The organism is Janthinobacterium sp. P210005 (assembly GCF_036231865.1).
In the GTDB taxonomy this organism is placed as follows: domain Bacteria; phylum Pseudomonadota; class Gammaproteobacteria; order Burkholderiales; family Burkholderiaceae_D; genus Janthinobacterium; species Janthinobacterium kumbetense.
Window position 1 is genome coordinate 1,955,474 of record NZ_JAZARC010000001.1, and the last position, 15,185, is coordinate 1,970,658.

Annotated in this window: 15 protein-coding genes; 5 read left to right on the plus strand and 10 right to left on the minus strand. The window is 60.7% G+C overall.

The annotated features are described in order from the left end of the window. Positions 1–172: 172 nt before the first annotated feature. The gene (locus VPH40_RS08685; RefSeq protein WP_328573207.1) at positions 173–1,147 is read right to left on the minus strand and encodes a LysR family transcriptional regulator; all 975 of its coding nucleotides are present in this window, start codon (positions 1,145–1,147) and stop codon (positions 173–175) included. A 116-nt stretch (positions 1,148–1,263) separates the two neighbouring features. Between VPH40_RS08685 and VPH40_RS08690 the strand changes: the two genes are divergently transcribed. Then, positions 1,264–1,728: a hypothetical protein gene (locus VPH40_RS08690; RefSeq protein WP_328573208.1), complete on the plus strand. Its 465-nt coding sequence runs from the start codon at positions 1,264–1,266 to the stop codon at positions 1,726–1,728. A 16-nt stretch (positions 1,729–1,744) separates the two neighbouring features. Here VPH40_RS08690 and VPH40_RS08695 read toward each other — a convergent pair whose 3' ends face one another. From VPH40_RS08695 to VPH40_RS08735, 9 genes are all read right to left on the minus strand, one after another. Next, on the minus strand, positions 1,745–2,287 hold the full coding sequence (locus VPH40_RS08695; protein ID WP_328573209.1) for an NAD(P)H-dependent oxidoreductase: 543 nt from the start codon (positions 2,285–2,287) through the stop codon (positions 1,745–1,747). 225 nt (positions 2,288–2,512) lie between these two features. Next, entirely contained in the window at positions 2,513–2,854 is a 342-nt protein-coding gene (locus VPH40_RS08700) for a winged helix-turn-helix transcriptional regulator (RefSeq protein ID WP_328573210.1), read from the minus strand. A 145-nt stretch (positions 2,855–2,999) separates the two neighbouring features. Then, positions 3,000–4,304, minus strand: a complete 1,305-nt coding sequence (gltA, locus tag VPH40_RS08705) for a citrate synthase (protein WP_099667070.1) — start codon at positions 4,302–4,304, stop codon at positions 3,000–3,002. Positions 4,305–4,426: 122 nt separating this feature from the next. After that, entirely contained in the window at positions 4,427–4,708 is a 282-nt protein-coding gene (locus VPH40_RS08710; RefSeq protein WP_034752073.1) for an FAD assembly factor SdhE, read from the minus strand. A gap of 117 nt (positions 4,709–4,825) precedes the next feature. After that, on the minus strand, positions 4,826–5,536 hold the full coding sequence (locus tag VPH40_RS08715; RefSeq protein ID WP_034752075.1) for a succinate dehydrogenase iron-sulfur subunit: 711 nt from the start codon (positions 5,534–5,536) through the stop codon (positions 4,826–4,828). A 9-nt stretch (positions 5,537–5,545) separates the two neighbouring features. Further along, positions 5,546–7,327 (minus strand): succinate dehydrogenase flavoprotein subunit, encoded by a 1,782-nt coding sequence (gene sdhA / locus VPH40_RS08720; RefSeq protein WP_099667069.1) that lies wholly within the window; start codon positions 7,325–7,327, stop codon positions 5,546–5,548. Positions 7,328–7,329: 2 nt separating this feature from the next. Next, complete coding sequence (gene sdhD / locus VPH40_RS08725; RefSeq protein WP_034752078.1) at positions 7,330–7,695, minus strand: succinate dehydrogenase, hydrophobic membrane anchor protein; 366 nt, start codon at positions 7,693–7,695, stop codon at positions 7,330–7,332. 2 nt (positions 7,696–7,697) lie between these two features. Then, a complete protein-coding gene (gene sdhC, locus VPH40_RS08730) occupies positions 7,698–8,120 on the minus strand; it encodes a succinate dehydrogenase, cytochrome b556 subunit (RefSeq protein WP_034752080.1) in 423 nt (140 codons plus the stop codon). Positions 8,121–8,426: 306 nt separating this feature from the next. Next, positions 8,427–9,320: a GntR family transcriptional regulator gene (locus tag VPH40_RS08735; RefSeq protein ID WP_077407381.1), complete on the minus strand. Its 894-nt coding sequence runs from the start codon at positions 9,318–9,320 to the stop codon at positions 8,427–8,429. Positions 9,321–9,625: 305 nt separating this feature from the next. Between VPH40_RS08735 and VPH40_RS08740 the strand changes: the two genes are divergently transcribed. The 4 genes from VPH40_RS08740 (at position 9,626) to acnA (ending at position 15,102) form a co-directional block, all read left to right on the plus strand. Continuing rightward, positions 9,626–10,615 carry a malate dehydrogenase gene (locus tag VPH40_RS08740; RefSeq protein WP_034789110.1) on the plus strand — a complete coding sequence of 330 codons (990 nt, stop codon included), beginning with the start codon at positions 9,626–9,628 and terminating at the stop codon, positions 10,613–10,615. Between the two features lie 111 nt (positions 10,616–10,726). Then, positions 10,727–11,725, plus strand: a complete 999-nt coding sequence (locus VPH40_RS08745) for an HpcH/HpaI aldolase/citrate lyase family protein (RefSeq protein ID WP_328573211.1) — start codon at positions 10,727–10,729, stop codon at positions 11,723–11,725. 13 nt (positions 11,726–11,738) lie between these two features. Then, on the plus strand, positions 11,739–12,293 hold the full coding sequence (locus VPH40_RS08750) for a hypothetical protein (RefSeq protein WP_099667066.1): 555 nt from the start codon (positions 11,739–11,741) through the stop codon (positions 12,291–12,293). A gap of 88 nt (positions 12,294–12,381) precedes the next feature. Beyond that, positions 12,382–15,102: an aconitate hydratase AcnA gene (acnA, locus tag VPH40_RS08755; protein ID WP_099667065.1), complete on the plus strand. Its 2,721-nt coding sequence runs from the start codon at positions 12,382–12,384 to the stop codon at positions 15,100–15,102. The last annotated feature ends 83 nt before the right edge of the window (positions 15,103–15,185 follow it).

Consider the following 15,185-nt stretch of genomic DNA (forward strand, 5'->3'; position numbering starts at 1 on the left):
GCACATCAAGTTGTGGGGAAGGGCTTTTTTATTGCACCAGCATTCTGCATACCGTCATTTAGAATAGCACGCGGTATTGTAACGCAACAACCGCTAGTTGAATTTTATTTGGCAAGCAAATGTAAGCTGTGTTGTTGATTTTCCCGGGCTTGCAAGCCTGTCACTGTTGCGCTTACAGCACATCGGCAGCCCTGCCGGCGTGCCGCTTGCGTCCAACTGGTCTGCCCGGCAAAGGCGCGGCCGCGATGGCCGCCAGCCAATCGGGATCGCCGGCAAACCACTCCACCAGGAAGTCGAGCATGGTGCGCAGTAGGGGCGACATGTGCTGTCGCGAGGTGTAGATGCCGTAGATGCCCATGTCCTGCGGCTGATACGCGGGCAGAAGCTCCACCAGCTGCCCGCTGGCGATCAGCGGCGCGGCCGAATAGCGCGGCTGCATGGCGATGCCCGCCCCCGCCACCGTGGCCACCAGCAGGACCAGCGACTCATTCGCCGACAGGCGGCCGCTGACGGGGACAGTGAGCGCTTCCCCGTCGTGCGTGAACTGCCACAGGCTCTTGCCGAAATACGTGTACGTCAGGCAGTTGTGCAGGGCCAGGTCTTCCGCCCTGCGCGGCGTGCCGTGCGCCGCCAGGTACGATGGTGCGGCGCACACCACCGAAGCGCAGCTGGCCAGCTGGCGCGCGATCAGGTTCGGCTCGAGCGCGTTCGTGATGCGGATCGCCAGGTCGATGCGCTGCTCCACCAGATTGACGGCGCGGTTCTCCATCTGCAGGTCGACGGCAGCGCGCGGGTAGCGCCGCAGGTAAGCGGTCACCGCGCCGGCCAGCGCCGTCTGCGCCAGCGATTGCGAGCAGGTGATGCGCAGCAAGCCGTGTGGCGTGTCGAAGCCCTCGGGCGAGGTGACGGCCATGGCGCCGGCCACTTCCAGCATCTGCTGGCAGCGCGCCAGGGTGGCCTCGCCCGCATCCGTCAGGCTCAAACGGCGCGTGGTGCGATGCAGCAGGCGCGCCCCCGCCCACTGCTCCATCTCGGCCAGGTAGCGCGTCACCATGGCGCGCGACATATCGAGCGCGTCGCTGGCGGCCACCATGCTGCCACGCTCGGCGATGGCGACGAATACTTGTGCGGCGGTGATGCGGTCCATGCGGGTACTCCCTTGATTCATCCGATTCATGCAACTAAGTATTGCAATCTACCCTATTTCCCGTGCCTGGTCGAAAGGATAATATGCGAGAGAGTATCTAATGTTGAAAGAATAATATGCTTGCACGCGCCGCCCTCCCCTTTCACCCCTCCCGCACGCTGGAGACCTTCCAGTTGGACGTGCTGGGCCGCGCACCGTCCACCTCGCTGCTGCTGAGCGGCGTGGCGGATGCGATCCTCGTCAATACCCAGTTCCTGCGCGACGATGCGGCGCAGTTAGCGCACACCATCGCCGCCAGCGGCAAGCGCCTGACCACCATCTATATCAGCGCGGCCGAACCGCAAGCCTATTTCGGCCTGGGCGTGCTGCAGCAAGCCTTTCCGCAAGCCCATATCCTCGCCAGCGGCGCCACGGTCGAGGCGATACGCCGCCAGGCCGGCGCCAGGGTCGCCCACTGGGGCGGCATCCTCAAGCACAATGCGCCGCACCGCATCGTCCTGCCGCAACCCTATGAGGGCGACAGCCTGCAGCTGGAGGGCCTGCAGGTCGCCCTGCATCAGCTGGAAGCGGCCTTGAACTGAGGCTGGACCAGCGTTCTTACAAGGCGGCCAGGAAGCGTTCATACTCTTGCGCGCTGCGCGCCAGCCGCCCGGCATAACCCGCTTCCTTCGGCCCGTCTTCCGCACCATAGAAGGCAAAGAAGCGACGGTTGTCGGCGCCGATATACGCCAGGGTGACATCGAACGGCGCCAGCAGCTGCGCCAGGGTGACCTTCCACTTGCCTTCCGGCGTGAAGTCTTCCTGGCGGATGCCTGCCGTGACGGCCAGCGCCACTTTTCTGCCCCTGAAGGCATCGCCGCCCGTGCCGTAGGCCCAGCCAAACGCCAGCACCTCATCGAGCCAGCGCTTCAGCAAGGGCGGACAGTTGAACCAGTACACGGGGAACTGCAAGACCACATTCGCGTGCGCCTCCACCAGCGCCTGCTCGCGCGCCACATCGATATTTCCATCCGGATAAGCCTGCTGCACGTCGTGGAGGGTGTAGCGCTCGGGATGCTGCGCCAGCTCCTGCAGCCAGCGCTTGTTGGCGACCGATGTATCGATCGAGGGATGGAAGACGATAACGAGGGTTTTCTTCATGCTGCTTTCCTGAATATGGGATGGATGCACCGAACGCGCATGCACAGAAAAGCAGGCAAGCCGGTACCCTGCCCCAAGGCGCGCAGCACATGGCCGCGCGCCCGCAAGGGCAAAAACAGCATAACCATAGCGAGTACTTTTCACAAGTACGTACATTGACTACCCATACAGTATAAAAAGTAAGTTACTTGACTGCAGAAATCCCCTTTGCCAGGCATATCCGGATCAGGCAGGCTGGTGCCGTTCACCCCATTCGCACAAGGTATGCAGCACGGGGATCAGCGAGGCACCCTTGCTTGAGAGGGAATATTCCACCTTGGGCGGCACTTGCGGATATTCCTTGCGCACGATCAGCGCATCGGCTTCGAGCTCCTTCAGGACCACGCTGAGGGTCTTGAAGGCAATGCCGCCGAGGTGCCGCTTGAGTTCGTTATGCCGCAGCACCGTGTTTTCCGCGAGCGCGTACAGGATCAGCATCTTGTACTTGCCGCCGATCAGCGACAAGGTATAGCCAAATGCCGTATCGCCCAGGGTCACGCCGCTGGGGGCGCATGTTTCGTCATTCATCGCGTTATGTTTTCTGTTGAAGCCAGGCCTGAGCATACCAGCCCGGCTTGCGGCCGGCGGTGCGGACAGGCATAAAAAAAGCGAGCCGCGAGGCTCGCTTTTGTGCGCCGGGGCGCAAGGCCCGGCAAGAACAATACGCGGTAACTTAAGCGCGCTTGTCCAGTGGCAGCACTTCGCGCGTGGTCGAACCGACGAACAGCTGGCGCGGACGGCCGATTTTCTGTTCCGGGTCGGCGATCATTTCGTTCCACTGGGCGATCCAGCCGATCGTACGGGCCATGGCGAAGATACCGGTGAACAGCGATACCGGGATGCCCAGCGCCGATTGCACGATGCCCGAGTAGAAGTCGACGTTCGGGTACAGTTTGCGCGAAACGAAGTATTCGTCGTTCAGTGCAATCTTTTCCAGTTCCATCGCCAGCTTGAACAGCGGGTCGTCCTGCAGACCCAGCTCTTGCAGCACTTCGTAGCAGGTTTCACGCATCAGCTTGGCGCGTGGATCGAAGTTCTTGTACACGCGGTGGCCAAAGCCCATCAGCTTGACGCCGGAGTTCTTGTCCTTGACTTGCGCGATGAAGGCAGGGATGTTCTCGACGGTGCCGATTTCCTTCAGCATGTTGAGTGCCGCTTCGTTGGCGCCGCCGTGGGCAGGGCCCCACAGGCAGGCGATACCGGCAGCGATACAGGCGAACGGGTTGGCGCCCGACGAACCAGCCAGACGGACGGTCGAAGTCGATGCATTTTGCTCGTGGTCCGCGTGCAGGATCAGGATGCGGTCCAGGGCGCGCACCAGCACGTCGTTGACCTTGTACTCTTCGCACGGGTTGGCGAACATCATGTGCATGAAGTTGGCGCTGTACGACAGGTCGTTGCGCGGGTACACGAACGGCTGGCCGACCGAGTACTTGTAGGTCATGGCGACCAGGGTAGGCATCTTGGCGATCAGGCGGATGGCCGACACTTCGCGGTGACGCGGGTCGTTGATGTCCAGCGAGTCATGGTAGAACGATGCCAGCGCGCCGACGGTGCCCACCAGGACCGACATCGGATGCGCGTCGCGGCGGAAGCCACGGAAGAAGAATTGCATCTGTTCGTGCACCATCGTGTGCTTGGTGACGGTGTCGACGAACTTGGCTTTTTGCGCCGCGTTCGGCAATTCGCCGTTCAGCAGCAGGTAGCACGATTCCATGAAGTCGGCGTTGACGGCCAACTGTTCGATCGGGTAACCGCGGTACAGCAGCTCGCCCTTGTCGCCGTCGATGTAGGTGATCGACGAGTTGCAGGCGGCCGTCGACATAAAGCCTGGGTCGTAGGTGAACTTGCCGCTACCGGCGTACAGTTTGCGGATGTCGATGACGTCCGGGCCAACCGTGCCTTTGTAGATTGGAAATTCAAGCGATGGGCTGCCATCGGAGAACGACAGGGTAGCTTTTGTGTCAGAGATATTCATGGGCTCTTCCTTCTCGGGAGTGAGTCGAAATTAAAATCAAAAATTCTGGCTGCAATTCGCACCGCAATTCGGCAGTGCTACAGCGCGCCACTCGCACCGTTTGCAATATATCGCCCAGGCGTCTAGGCAATGCGCAGTCGTTGCAGCAGTGCGCGCACATGCGGCAGATCGACTTCGCCTTCCGGCTCTTTACGGGCCAGTACCAGATCCATTAACGCATTGTCCGATAAATCCAGCAAACGCGTCAGCGCGTCAACTTCTTCATCGGTCAATTCGGTTTCATACGCATCGAGAAAACGGGTCAGGATAATGTCGTTTTCCAGCAGGCCACGGCGTGAACGCCAGCGCAGGCGGGCGCGGTTGGCCGGGTCGGCCTGATGCGAGGACAAAATTGATTCTGTCATTTGGTTTACCACTTTACGTGTGCCTTGCGGCACGGTGCTGCTTTGCAGGCGCCGCCTGCAGGCAAGAGAGGATACCCTCTTCCCGCAAACGGCGCCCGGCGGACGCGATCAGGAGGATCAGATCGCGCGGCGGACCATCAATTCCTTGATCTTGCCGATCGCCTTGTTCGGGTTCAACCCTTTCGGGCAGACGTCGACGCAGTTCATGATCGAATGGCAGCGGAACAGGCGGTACGGGTCTTCCAGGTTGTCCAGACGCGCGCCGGTGGCTTCGTCGCGCGAGTCGGCGATGAAGCGGTAGGCTTGCAGCAGGCCGGCCGGGCCGACGAATTTGTCCGGATTCCACCAGAACGACGGGCACGACGTGGAGCAGCATGCGCACAGGATGCACTCGTACAGGCCATCGAGCTCTTCGCGCTGTTCCGGCGACTGCAGGCGCTCTTTTTCAGGCGGGATCGAATCGTTGATCAGGAAAGGCTTGATCGAATCGTACTGCTTGAAAAATTGCGTCATGTCGACGATCAGGTCGCGGATGACTGGCAGACCTGGCAACGGACGCAGCACGATAGGCTCCGACAGTTCGTTCAGGTTGGTCGTGCATGCCAGGCCGTTCTTGCCGTTGATGTTCATCGCGTCCGAACCGCACACGCCTTCGCGGCACGAGCGGCGCAGGGCCAGCGAGTCATCGACGTCCGCCTTGATGCGCTGCAGTGCGTCGAGCAGCATCTTGTCGGTGTCTTTCAGTTCGACCGTCAGGTCTTGCATGTACGGCTTGGCATCCTGGTCAGGATCGTAGCGGTAGATTTTGAATTTGAGAGTGCGTGCCATGGTATAGCCTTAGAAAGTACGTGGTTTCGGTTTGAAGGTATCAACCGTCAGCGGCTTGGTCACGACTGGCTTGTATTCCAGTCGGTTGCCTTCCGAATACCACAGAGTGTGCTTCATCCAGTTGTCGTCGTCACGTTGCGGATGGTCGTCCTGGGCGTGGGCGCCGCGCGATTCCTTGCGGGCAGCTGCCGAAACGATGGTCGCTTTCGCCGTTTCGATCAGGTTGTCCAGCTCCAGCGCTTCCACGCGGGCCGTGTTGAAGACCATCGATTTATCCTTGAAGGAGACGTGCTTGCGGCGCTCGTCGAGCTTCATGATTTCTTCGACGCCCTTGTTCAGCATCTCGTCGGTACGGAACACGCCACAGTACTTCTGCATCGTTGCGCGGATGTCGTTCGCCACGCCCTGCACGGTTTCTGTGCCGGTCGAGTTTTCCAGGCGCGCCAGGCGGCCCATGGCAAAATCGGCTGCATCGGCTGGCAAAGGCTTGTTTTCCTTGGCTTTCAGACCGCTGTTGACGATGTGGTTGCCGGCCGCGCGGCCGAAGACCACCAGGTCGAGCAGCGAGTTCGTGCCCAGGCGGTTGGCGCCGTGCACGGAGACGCAGGCACATTCGCCGATCGCGTACAGGCCGTTGACAACCTTGGCCGAATTATCCGGGCCGGTCGGGGTGACGACCTGGCCGTGGATGTTCGTCGGGATGCCGCCCATCTGGTAGTGAATCGTCGGCACGACAGGAATCGGCTCCTTGGTGGCGTCGACGTTGGCGAACTTGTGGCCGATTTCCAGGATCGACGGCAGGCGCTTGGCGATGGTGTCGGCGCCGATATGGCGCAGGTCCAGCATCACGTGGTCCTTGTTCGGACCGCAGCCGCGGCCTTCCTTGATTTCCTGATCCATCGAACGCGAGACGAAGTCGCGCGGCGCCAGATCCTTCAGGGTCGGCGCATAACGCTCCATGAAGCGTTCGCCTTCACTATTGATCAGGATGCCGCCTTCGCCGCGCACGCCTTCGGTGATCAATACGCCCGCGCCGGCCACGCCGGTCGGGTGGAACTGCCAGAATTCCATGTCTTGCAGCGGCAGGCCGGCGCGTGCCGCCATGCCCATGCCGTCGCCAGTGTTAATGAAGGCGTTGGTCGACGCGGCGAAGATGCGGCCTGCGCCGCCCGTTGCCATGACCGTCGTTTTTGCTTCCAGGATCATGCATTCGCCGGTTTCCATTTCCAGCGCGACAACACCGATCACGTCGCCTTCGGCGTCACGGATCAGGTCGAGCGCCATCCATTCGACGAAGAAGTGCGTACGGGCGCGCACGTTGCGCTGGTACAGGGTGTGCAACAGGGCGTGACCGGTACGGTCGGCTGCCGCGCAAGCGCGCTGCACCGGCTTTTCGCCGAAGTGGGCCGTGTGGCCGCCGAATGGACGCTGGTAGATGGTGCCGTCAGGGTTGCGGTCGAATGGCATGCCGAAGTGTTCCAGCTCGTACACGACTTTCGGTGCTTCGCGGCACATGAATTCGATGGCATCCTGGTCGCCCAGATAGTCGCCACCCTTGACGGTGTCGAACATGTGCCAGAACCAGTTGTCTTCGGCCATGTTGCCGAGCGACGCGCCGATACCGCCCTGCGCCGCAACGGTGTGCGAGCGGGTCGGGAAAACTTTCGACAGAACTGCGACGTTCAGACCGGCTTCAGCCAGTTGCAACGACGCGCGCATGCCGGAACCGCCGGCGCCAACGATTACCGCATCAAAGCGGCGGGTAGGGATTGCAGATTTATATGCTGCCACGATTACACACTCCAGAGTATCTGTACCGTCCAGCCGGCACAAGCGATCAACCACAGCATGGTGGCAATTTGCAGGGTCAGACGGAGGCCAGCGCTTTTCACGTAGTCCATCCAGATGTCGCGTACGCCGACCCATGCGTGGTAGAACAGGGCGACGAAGGTCACCAGGCTGAACAATTTAAACCACTGCTGTGCGAACAGACCAGCCCAGCCTTCATAGCTGAAGTTGCTGCCAGTCAGGAAAGAAATAAGCAGGATGGCAACATAGGCCACCATGACGATGGCGGTAACGCGTTGCGCCAGCCAGTCGCGCAAGCCGTAATGGGCACCGACGACGAGGCGTTTCGGTCCGATATTATTGTCTGCCATGTTTAAAATACTCCAAACAGTTTCAAAGCGACCAAAGCCGTCAGCACCAGGCTCACGACCAGCACGGAGGACGCGGTCTTGCGTGCCGAATCTTTTTCGATGGCAACGTGCACATCCATGAACAGGTGGCGGATGCCGGCGCAGAAGTGGTGCAGGAAGGCCCAGACCAGACCCAGGGTGATCAGCTTGACGAACCAGTGCGAGGCGATGCCCTGGAAGTAGGCATACGACATTTCGGAACGCAGGCTCAGTTCCAGCATGTACAGGATGCACGGCAGCAAGGCGAAAATGATGAAACCGCTGATGCGATGCAGGATCGAGACGATGGCGCCGACAGCCATGCGGTAGTTCGACAATTCGGTAACATGAATGTTACGGAATTGCGGCCGTTCTTTTTTTGGTACTTCTCTTACGGCTTCAGACATAACAAAAACCTCCCCTTTGAATTTCAACTAAATATTGAAGCCGCGATTTTCGCCGATTTTCGCAACCCATACCAATATCTATTGTTACATATAACCAAAATGGTTTTTTACTACAAAATACCGCGCTACTTTCCGTAGTTCACGTAATTTAATTACAGAATCGCCGGCAAAACACGGCCCGCCGGGGCGGGCCATGCTGTCGCTGCGCTTTCCGTTGTCTCCGTTGCCCGCCTTGCGGCAGGCATCTTGCAAGCGATGCACTTCAGCCTTGCTGCTTGTTCGGACGCCCGCGGGCGCCCCGCCGCTTCAGCTGAGTTCATTCTGATAATGATGACGACTGGTCAGGTACAAGCCCCGGCGCAGTTCGACCGGCTTGTCGCCGTAGGTAAACGACACGCGCTCGGAACTGAGCAAGGGCGTGCCGAGGTCGATATTTAACAATTGCGCGGCGCCCGCGTCGGCGCACACGGCGCGGATCTGTTCGGACGCGCGTATCATGCGCGTGCCAAATTCCGTCTCGAACAGGCCGTACATGGGGCCCTTGTATTCCACCAGGCGCTCGGCCGTCAGGCCCTTGAAGATCAAGCCGGGCAGCCACAATTCCTCGACGATGGTCGGCACGCCGTCGAAATACTGCACGCGCTTGATGAAGATGACGGCGTCGCCGGACTTCAGGTCCATCAGGCGCGCCACGTCGGCCGGCGCGCGCACGCGCTTGACCTCAATAAACTTGCTTTCGGGATAATGCGGCACGCCTTCGTCCGGCACCAGGCGCAGGAAGCGGAAATGCGCGCGCGCCTCATGGTGGGTGGAAACAAAGGTGCCCTTGCCCTGGCGGCGCATGACGAGATTCTCGGCAGCCAGTTCATCAATGGCCTTGCGCACCGTGCCCTGGCTGACCTTGAAACGGCCCGCCAGCTCGACTTCGCTGGGAATCAGTTCGCCCGGTTTCCATTCGCCCGATTGCAGGCTCTGCGTGATGAGCGCCTTGATCTGCTGGTACAGGGGACTGAAGGTAGGCGAGGCATTCGCGGCAGGCGCTGGCACGGCGGTGGTGGCAGTGGTATTGACGCTGGCGACAGGGGCGGCGGCGGTGCTGGCCGCTGCGGCAACAGGCGTGGCCGGGGTGCCCGCGGTCGGACTGACCGCCCCGCTTGCAGCAGTGGCATTGTTGGTCAGATTGGACGAGGCGGAATTCATAGTCCGACATTTCAACACAAATCACTGCCCGCGTCCAGTAAAACACACGCAGTTATCTGTCTTATATAAGACATAAGATATGATTGACAGATAGAGATCGGAGGCCTAAACTGCCCTCGATAAAACTTGTGAGCCAGCGTTTTATGTTGTCGGCCAGCCACTCTGGCCTCGTGCAGCACAAGCGTGACGGCAGCGTACACCAGCAATTCGGTGGCGCGGGCCGGTTTTGGTATCATTATAGTTTTTCCGGATAAGCGTAAGCCCAGCTTCAAGCCCGTTTTCTTTCCCATTTTTGGAGATTCATCATGGCTAAAACCCCAATGCGTGTTGCAGTGACCGGCGCCGCCGGCCAGATCGGCTACGCCCTGTTGTTCCGCATCGCCAATGGCGACATGCTCGGCAAAGACCAGCCTGTCATCTTGCAACTGCTTGAAATCCCGGACGAAAAAGCCCAGAAGGCGCTCAAGGGCGTGATGATGGAAATCGACGACTGCGCGTTCCCGCTGCTGACGGAAATGACCGCCCACTCCGATCCGCTGACCGCCTTCAAGGATGTCGACGTGGCCGTCCTGGTTGGCGCGCGTCCACGCGGCCCAGGCATGGAACGCAAGGACCTGCTGGAAGCGAACGCCCAGATCTTCACGGTGCAAGGCAAGGCGCTCGACGCCGTCGCTTCGCGCAACGTCAAAGTACTGGTGGTCGGCAACCCTGCCAACACCAACGCCTACATCGCCATGAAATCGGCGCCATCGCTGCCAGCGAAAAACTTCACCGCCATGCTGCGCCTGGACCACAACCGCGCGCTGTCGCAAGTCGCTGCCAAGACCGGCACCGCCGTGAAAGACATCGAAAAGCTGACCGTGTGGGGCAACCACTCGCCAACGATGTACGCCGACTACCGCTTCGCCACCGTGAACGGCAAGGCTGTCAAGGACCTGATCAACGACCAGGAATGGAACGCCAACACCTTCCTGCCAACCGTCGGCAAGCGCGGCGCGGCCATCATCGAAGCGCGCGGCCTGTCGTCGGCAGCGTCGGCAGCGAACGCCGCCATCGACCACATCCATGACTGGATGCTGGGCACCGCCGGCAAGTGGACCACCATGGGCGTTCCTTCGGATGGCTCGTATGGCATTCCTGAAGGCACCGTATTCGGCTTCCCGGTCACCACCGACAACGGTGAGTACACCATCGTTCAAGGTCTGGAAATCGATGCATTCTCGCAAGAGCGCATCAACCTGACCCTGAAAGAACTGACCGAAGAGCGCGAAGGCGTGAAACACCTGCTGGCGTAAATCCAGTATTGGCGGCGCGGCCTGAGCGCCGCCCGCCAAGAAGGCCGCTCCGCGAGATTCGCGGCGCGGCTGTTTTCTCAAGTAGTTTTTACCTGCAGAAATGCCTTAAGCATGCACCCTTCCGAGGTTTTATTCCAAGGCAAACGCCAGCCGCTGTTGCTCGCCGCTTGCGACCACTACGCCGGCTCTGAAAAGCTGATGCGTAAATCGATTGCTTTGCAACAAGAGCTTGGCCCCCTGTTCGACATCACGTTCGACTGCGAAGACGGCGCCAGCGCCGGCAATGAAGAATCCCACGCCCACATGATCGCCGGCCTGCTGGCCAGCGACGAGAACCAGTTCAACCGCATCGGCGTGCGCGTGCACGACGTCGACAGCCCGTTTTTCGCGCGCGACGTGGAAATCATCTGCACCGCCGCGTCCCGCCTGGCCTATATCGCCGTACCCAAAGTGGGCGGCGTGCAGGATGCCATGCTGGCCATCGACCTGATCAACCTGCACGCGCGCCGCGCCGGCCGCGACAACCTGCCCGTGCATATCCTGATCGAGACGCATGGCGCGCTGCGCGACGCCTATGCGATCGCCGCCCTGCCCCAGGTCGAATGCCTGTCCTTCGGCATCATGGATTTCGTTTCGGCCCACTACGGTGCCATTCCCGCCGCCGCCATGCGCACGCCGGGCCAGTTCACGCATCCGCTGGTGGTGCGCGCCAAGCTGGAAGTGGCCGCCGCCTGCCACGCGCACGGCAAGGTGCCGTCGCATAACGTGACGACGGACGTGCGCGATTCGGCCGTGGTGGCGAATGACGCCCAGCGCGCGACAGCCGAGTTCGGCTACACGCGCATGTGGAGCATCCACCCGGACCAGATCAAGCCCATCATCAAGGCCTTCACGCCGCGCCTGTCCGAAGTCAACGAGGCCAGCAATATCCTCAATGAAGCGCTGCGCGCCAACTGGGGACCGATTGCGCAAAATGGCCGCTTGCACGACCGCGCCAGCTACCGATATTATTGGACCGTTTTGCAACGCGCCAAACTGGCAGGCCTCGGCCTGCCCGAGGCGGCCGCTGCATTACTCAACACCCCCTCTTCCAGCACCACTGAAAACTGACAGGAATTACACGATGTCCCTCTCCAAATTAGCCATTGCCTGCAGCGTCGCGCTGGGCGCCATGACCCTCACGCTGGCGCCGGCCAGCTTCGCCGCCACGGATACCAAGGAGCCGGCAAAAGCCAAGGCCGTCAAGGCCAAGCCGAAAGCCAAGGCCACCAAGGCCAAAGCTGCCGCCAAGGAAGCGCATCCGCTCGCCATGTCGGTGGTCGACAAGGAAGAATCCGATGAGCCGGATACCGCCGGCTCCGCTTCCACCGATTTCAATTGTGAACTTGGTAATAAAATTACCATCTACACCAATGCGACTGACGACAAACACATCGCCCTGCGCTGGAAGAAGCGCCTGCACCGCCTGAGCCGCGTGGGCACCACCACCGGCGCCAACCGCTTCGAGAACCGTCTGTATGGTCTCGTCTGGATCGGCATCCCGGCCAAAGGCATGCTGCTCGATTCCAAGCAGGGCCGCCAGCTGGCCAATGAATGCAAGGATGCGGAGCAAGCCAAGCCAGCGGCAGTGGTGGAGGCCGCGCCATCGCTGGGCGTGCTGCCGGCGACCGGCGGCTGATGTGAGCAGCAAGGGCCTCTTCGGGGGCTCAGTCATGTTTTGTAATTTGAATAATCAATAAATAGACGATACCCAACAAGGAGAGGTCATGTCCCGCAACACTCTGAACACGCTCAAGGACTTTAATATTTCGGATAGCAAGAAGGGCAAGCTGTACTCCCTGCCTGCGCTGGAAAAAAGCCTGGGCATCAATGTCTCCCGCCTGCCAGTGTCGATTCGTATCGTGCTCGAATCGGTATTGCGCAACTGCGACGGCAAAAAAGTCACCGAAGAACACGTCAAGCAATTGGCGAGCTGGGGCCCGACCGCCGAGCGCACCGACGAGATCCCGTTCGTAGTGGCGCGCGTCGTGCTGCAAGACTTCACCGGCGTGCCCCTGCTGGCCGACCTGGCAGCGATGCGCAACGTGGCCGCCAAGATGGGCATCAACGCGAAGAAAATCGAACCGCTGGTGCCGGTCGACCTGGTGGTCGATCACTCGGTGACCATCGATCACTACCGCGAAAAGAAAGCGCTGGACCTGAACATGAAGCTGGAATTCTCGCGTAACAACGAGCGTTACCAGTTCATGAAATGGGGCATGCAAGCCTTCGACACCTTCGGCGTCGTGCCACCAGGCTTCGGCATCGTCCATCAGGTCAACCTGGAATACCTGGCACGCGGCGTGCACCACGCAGGCAAGAAAGCCGGCGACGTGTACTACCCTGACACCCTGGTCGGCACCGACTCGCACACCACCATGATCAACGGCATCGGCGTGGTCGGCTGGGGCGTGGGCGGCATCGAGGCGGAAGCCGGCATGCTGGGCCAGCCGGTCTACTTCCTGACCCCTGACGTCATCGGCGTGAACCTGTCGGGCGCGCTGCGCGAAGGCTGCACCGCCACCGACCTGGTACTGACCATCACCGAATTGCTGCGCAAAGAGAAAGTCGTCGGCAAGTTCGTCGAATTCTTCGGCGAAGGCACGGAATCGCTGACCCTGACCGACCGCGCGACGATCGCCAACATGGCCCCGGAATACGGCGCGACCATGGGCTTCTTCCCGGTCGACGAAGCCACCATCGATTACTTCAAGGGCACCGGCCGCAGCAAGGCTGAAATCGCCGCGTTCGAAGGCTACTTCAAGGCGCAAAACCTGTTCGGCGTGCCAAAAGCGGGCGACATCGACTACACCCGCGTGGTGGAACTGAACCTGGCGTCGGTCGCTCCGTCGCTGGCCGGCCCGAAACGCCCGCAAGACCGTATCGAAATCGGCAACGTCAAGGCGAACTTCGCCGAGCTGTTCGCCAAGCCAACGACGGAAAACGGCTTCAACAAGAACCCGGCCGACCTGGCTGCCGTGTACGAAACGACGAACGGCGTGAAAGTGTCGAACGGCGACGTGCTGATCGCCGCGATCACCTCGTGCACCAACACCTCGAACCCGAGCGTGATGCTGGCTGCCGGCCTGCTGGCCAAGAAAGCCGTGGAAGCCGGCCTGAAAGTCGCTCCGCACATCAAGACCTCGCTGGCCCCTGGCTCGCGCGTCGTGACCGAGTACCTGACGGCCGCCGGCCTGCTGCCATACCTGGAAAAACTGGGCTTCGGCGTGACCGCCTACGGCTGCACCACCTGTATCGGCAATGCGGGCGATCTGACGCCCGAGTTGAACGCCGCCATCGCCACGCACGACATCGTCGCGTCGGCCGTGCTGTCGGGCAACCGTAACTTCGAAGCGCGTATTCACCCGAACATCCGCTCGAACTTCCTCGCTTCGCCACCGCTGGTCGTCGCTTACGCCATCGCCGGCAACATGACGCGCGACCTGATGACGGAACCGGTCGGCAAGGGCAAGGGCGGCAAGGACATCTACCTGGGCGACATCTGGCCGACCTCGGCTGAAGTCTCGGCCATGATGAAGTTCGCCATGAACGCCAAAGTGTTCAAGGACAACTACGCGGACGTCAAGGGCGCGCCAGGCAAGCTGTGGGAAAAAGTCACCACCGTGTCCGGTCAAGTCTACAACTGGCCGAAATCAACCTACATCGCGGAACCACCGTTCTTCGACAACTTCTCGATGACGCCAGCGGCAGTGGCCACCGGCATCGAAGGCGCGCGCGCACTGGGCGTGTTCGGCGATTCCATCACCACCGACCACATCTCGCCAGCCGGCTCGATCCAGGAAAACGGTCCTGCAGGCAAGTGGCTGAAGGAAAACGGCGTCCTGAAAGCGGACTTCAACTCCTACGGCTCGCGTCGCGGCAACCATGAAATCATGATGCGCGGCACGTTCGCCAACGTGCGCATCAAGAACCGCATGATCCCTGCCAAGGCAGACGGTTCGGCAGTCGAAGGCGGCATCACGATCCACCAGCCTTCCGGCGAAGAAATGTCGATCTACGACGCAGCGATGAAATATGTTGCTGAAGGCACGCCAACCATGGTCTTCGGCGGCGAAGAGTACGGCACGGGCTCGTCGCGCGACTGGGCAGCCAAGGGCACCCAGCTGCTGGGCGTGAAAGCCGTGATCACCCGTTCGTTCGAGCGTATTCACCGCTCGAACCTGGTGGGCATGGGCGTGCTGCCGCTGCAATTCATCGGCGACGACAGCGTGCAAACGCTGGGCATCACCGGCAAGGAAACCTTCGACCTGAAAGGCCTCGAAGGCGAAATCAAGCCACAGCAATTGGCTACCCTGGTGATCCACCGCGCCGACGGCTCCAGCCAGGAAGTCAAAGTCCTGCTGCGCATCGATACGCCGATCGAAGTCGACTACTACAAGCATGGCGGTATCCTGCCATTCGTGTTGCGTCAACTGCTGGCCGAGTAATCAGCCCAGCTGTGAGGTAAGATAAAAGCGCCGGTTCCGACCGGCGCTTTTTTTCGTCCCGGCACCCCGTTTTTCCTTGAAAT

What these genes read in the sequence shown, in the direction of transcription:
- VPH40_RS08750 (WP_099667066.1), top strand. Translation starts at nt 11,739, where the DNA reads ATGTCCCTCTCCAAATTAGCCATTGCCTGCAGCGTCGCGCTGGGCGCC.
- VPH40_RS08745 (WP_328573211.1), top strand. Translation starts at nt 10,727, where the DNA reads ATGCACCCTTCCGAGGTTTTATTCCAAGGCAAACGCCAGCCGCTGTTG.
- acnA (WP_099667065.1), top strand. Translation starts at nt 12,382, where the DNA reads ATGTCCCGCAACACTCTGAACACGCTCAAGGACTTTAATATTTCGGAT.
- VPH40_RS08690 (WP_328573208.1), top strand. Translation starts at nt 1,264, where the DNA reads ATGCTTGCACGCGCCGCCCTCCCCTTTCACCCCTCCCGCACGCTGGAG.
- VPH40_RS08740 (WP_034789110.1), top strand. Translation starts at nt 9,626, where the DNA reads ATGGCTAAAACCCCAATGCGTGTTGCAGTGACCGGCGCCGCCGGCCAG.
- sdhD (WP_034752078.1), bottom strand. Translation starts at nt 7,695, where the DNA reads ATGGCAGACAATAATATCGGACCGAAACGCCTCGTCGTCGGTGCCCAT.
- VPH40_RS08715 (WP_034752075.1), bottom strand. Translation starts at nt 5,536, where the DNA reads ATGGCACGCACTCTCAAATTCAAAATCTACCGCTACGATCCTGACCAG.
- VPH40_RS08685 (WP_328573207.1), bottom strand. Translation starts at nt 1,147, where the DNA reads ATGGACCGCATCACCGCCGCACAAGTATTCGTCGCCATCGCCGAGCGT.
- VPH40_RS08735 (WP_077407381.1), bottom strand. Translation starts at nt 9,320, where the DNA reads ATGAATTCCGCCTCGTCCAATCTGACCAACAATGCCACTGCTGCAAGC.
- gltA (WP_099667070.1), bottom strand. Translation starts at nt 4,304, where the DNA reads ATGAATATCTCTGACACAAAAGCTACCCTGTCGTTCTCCGATGGCAGC.
- VPH40_RS08700 (WP_328573210.1), bottom strand. Translation starts at nt 2,854, where the DNA reads ATGAATGACGAAACATGCGCCCCCAGCGGCGTGACCCTGGGCGATACG.
- VPH40_RS08710 (WP_034752073.1), bottom strand. Translation starts at nt 4,708, where the DNA reads ATGACAGAATCAATTTTGTCCTCGCATCAGGCCGACCCGGCCAACCGC.
- sdhC (WP_034752080.1), bottom strand. Translation starts at nt 8,120, where the DNA reads ATGTCTGAAGCCGTAAGAGAAGTACCAAAAAAAGAACGGCCGCAATTC.
- VPH40_RS08695 (WP_328573209.1), bottom strand. Translation starts at nt 2,287, where the DNA reads ATGAAGAAAACCCTCGTTATCGTCTTCCATCCCTCGATCGATACATCG.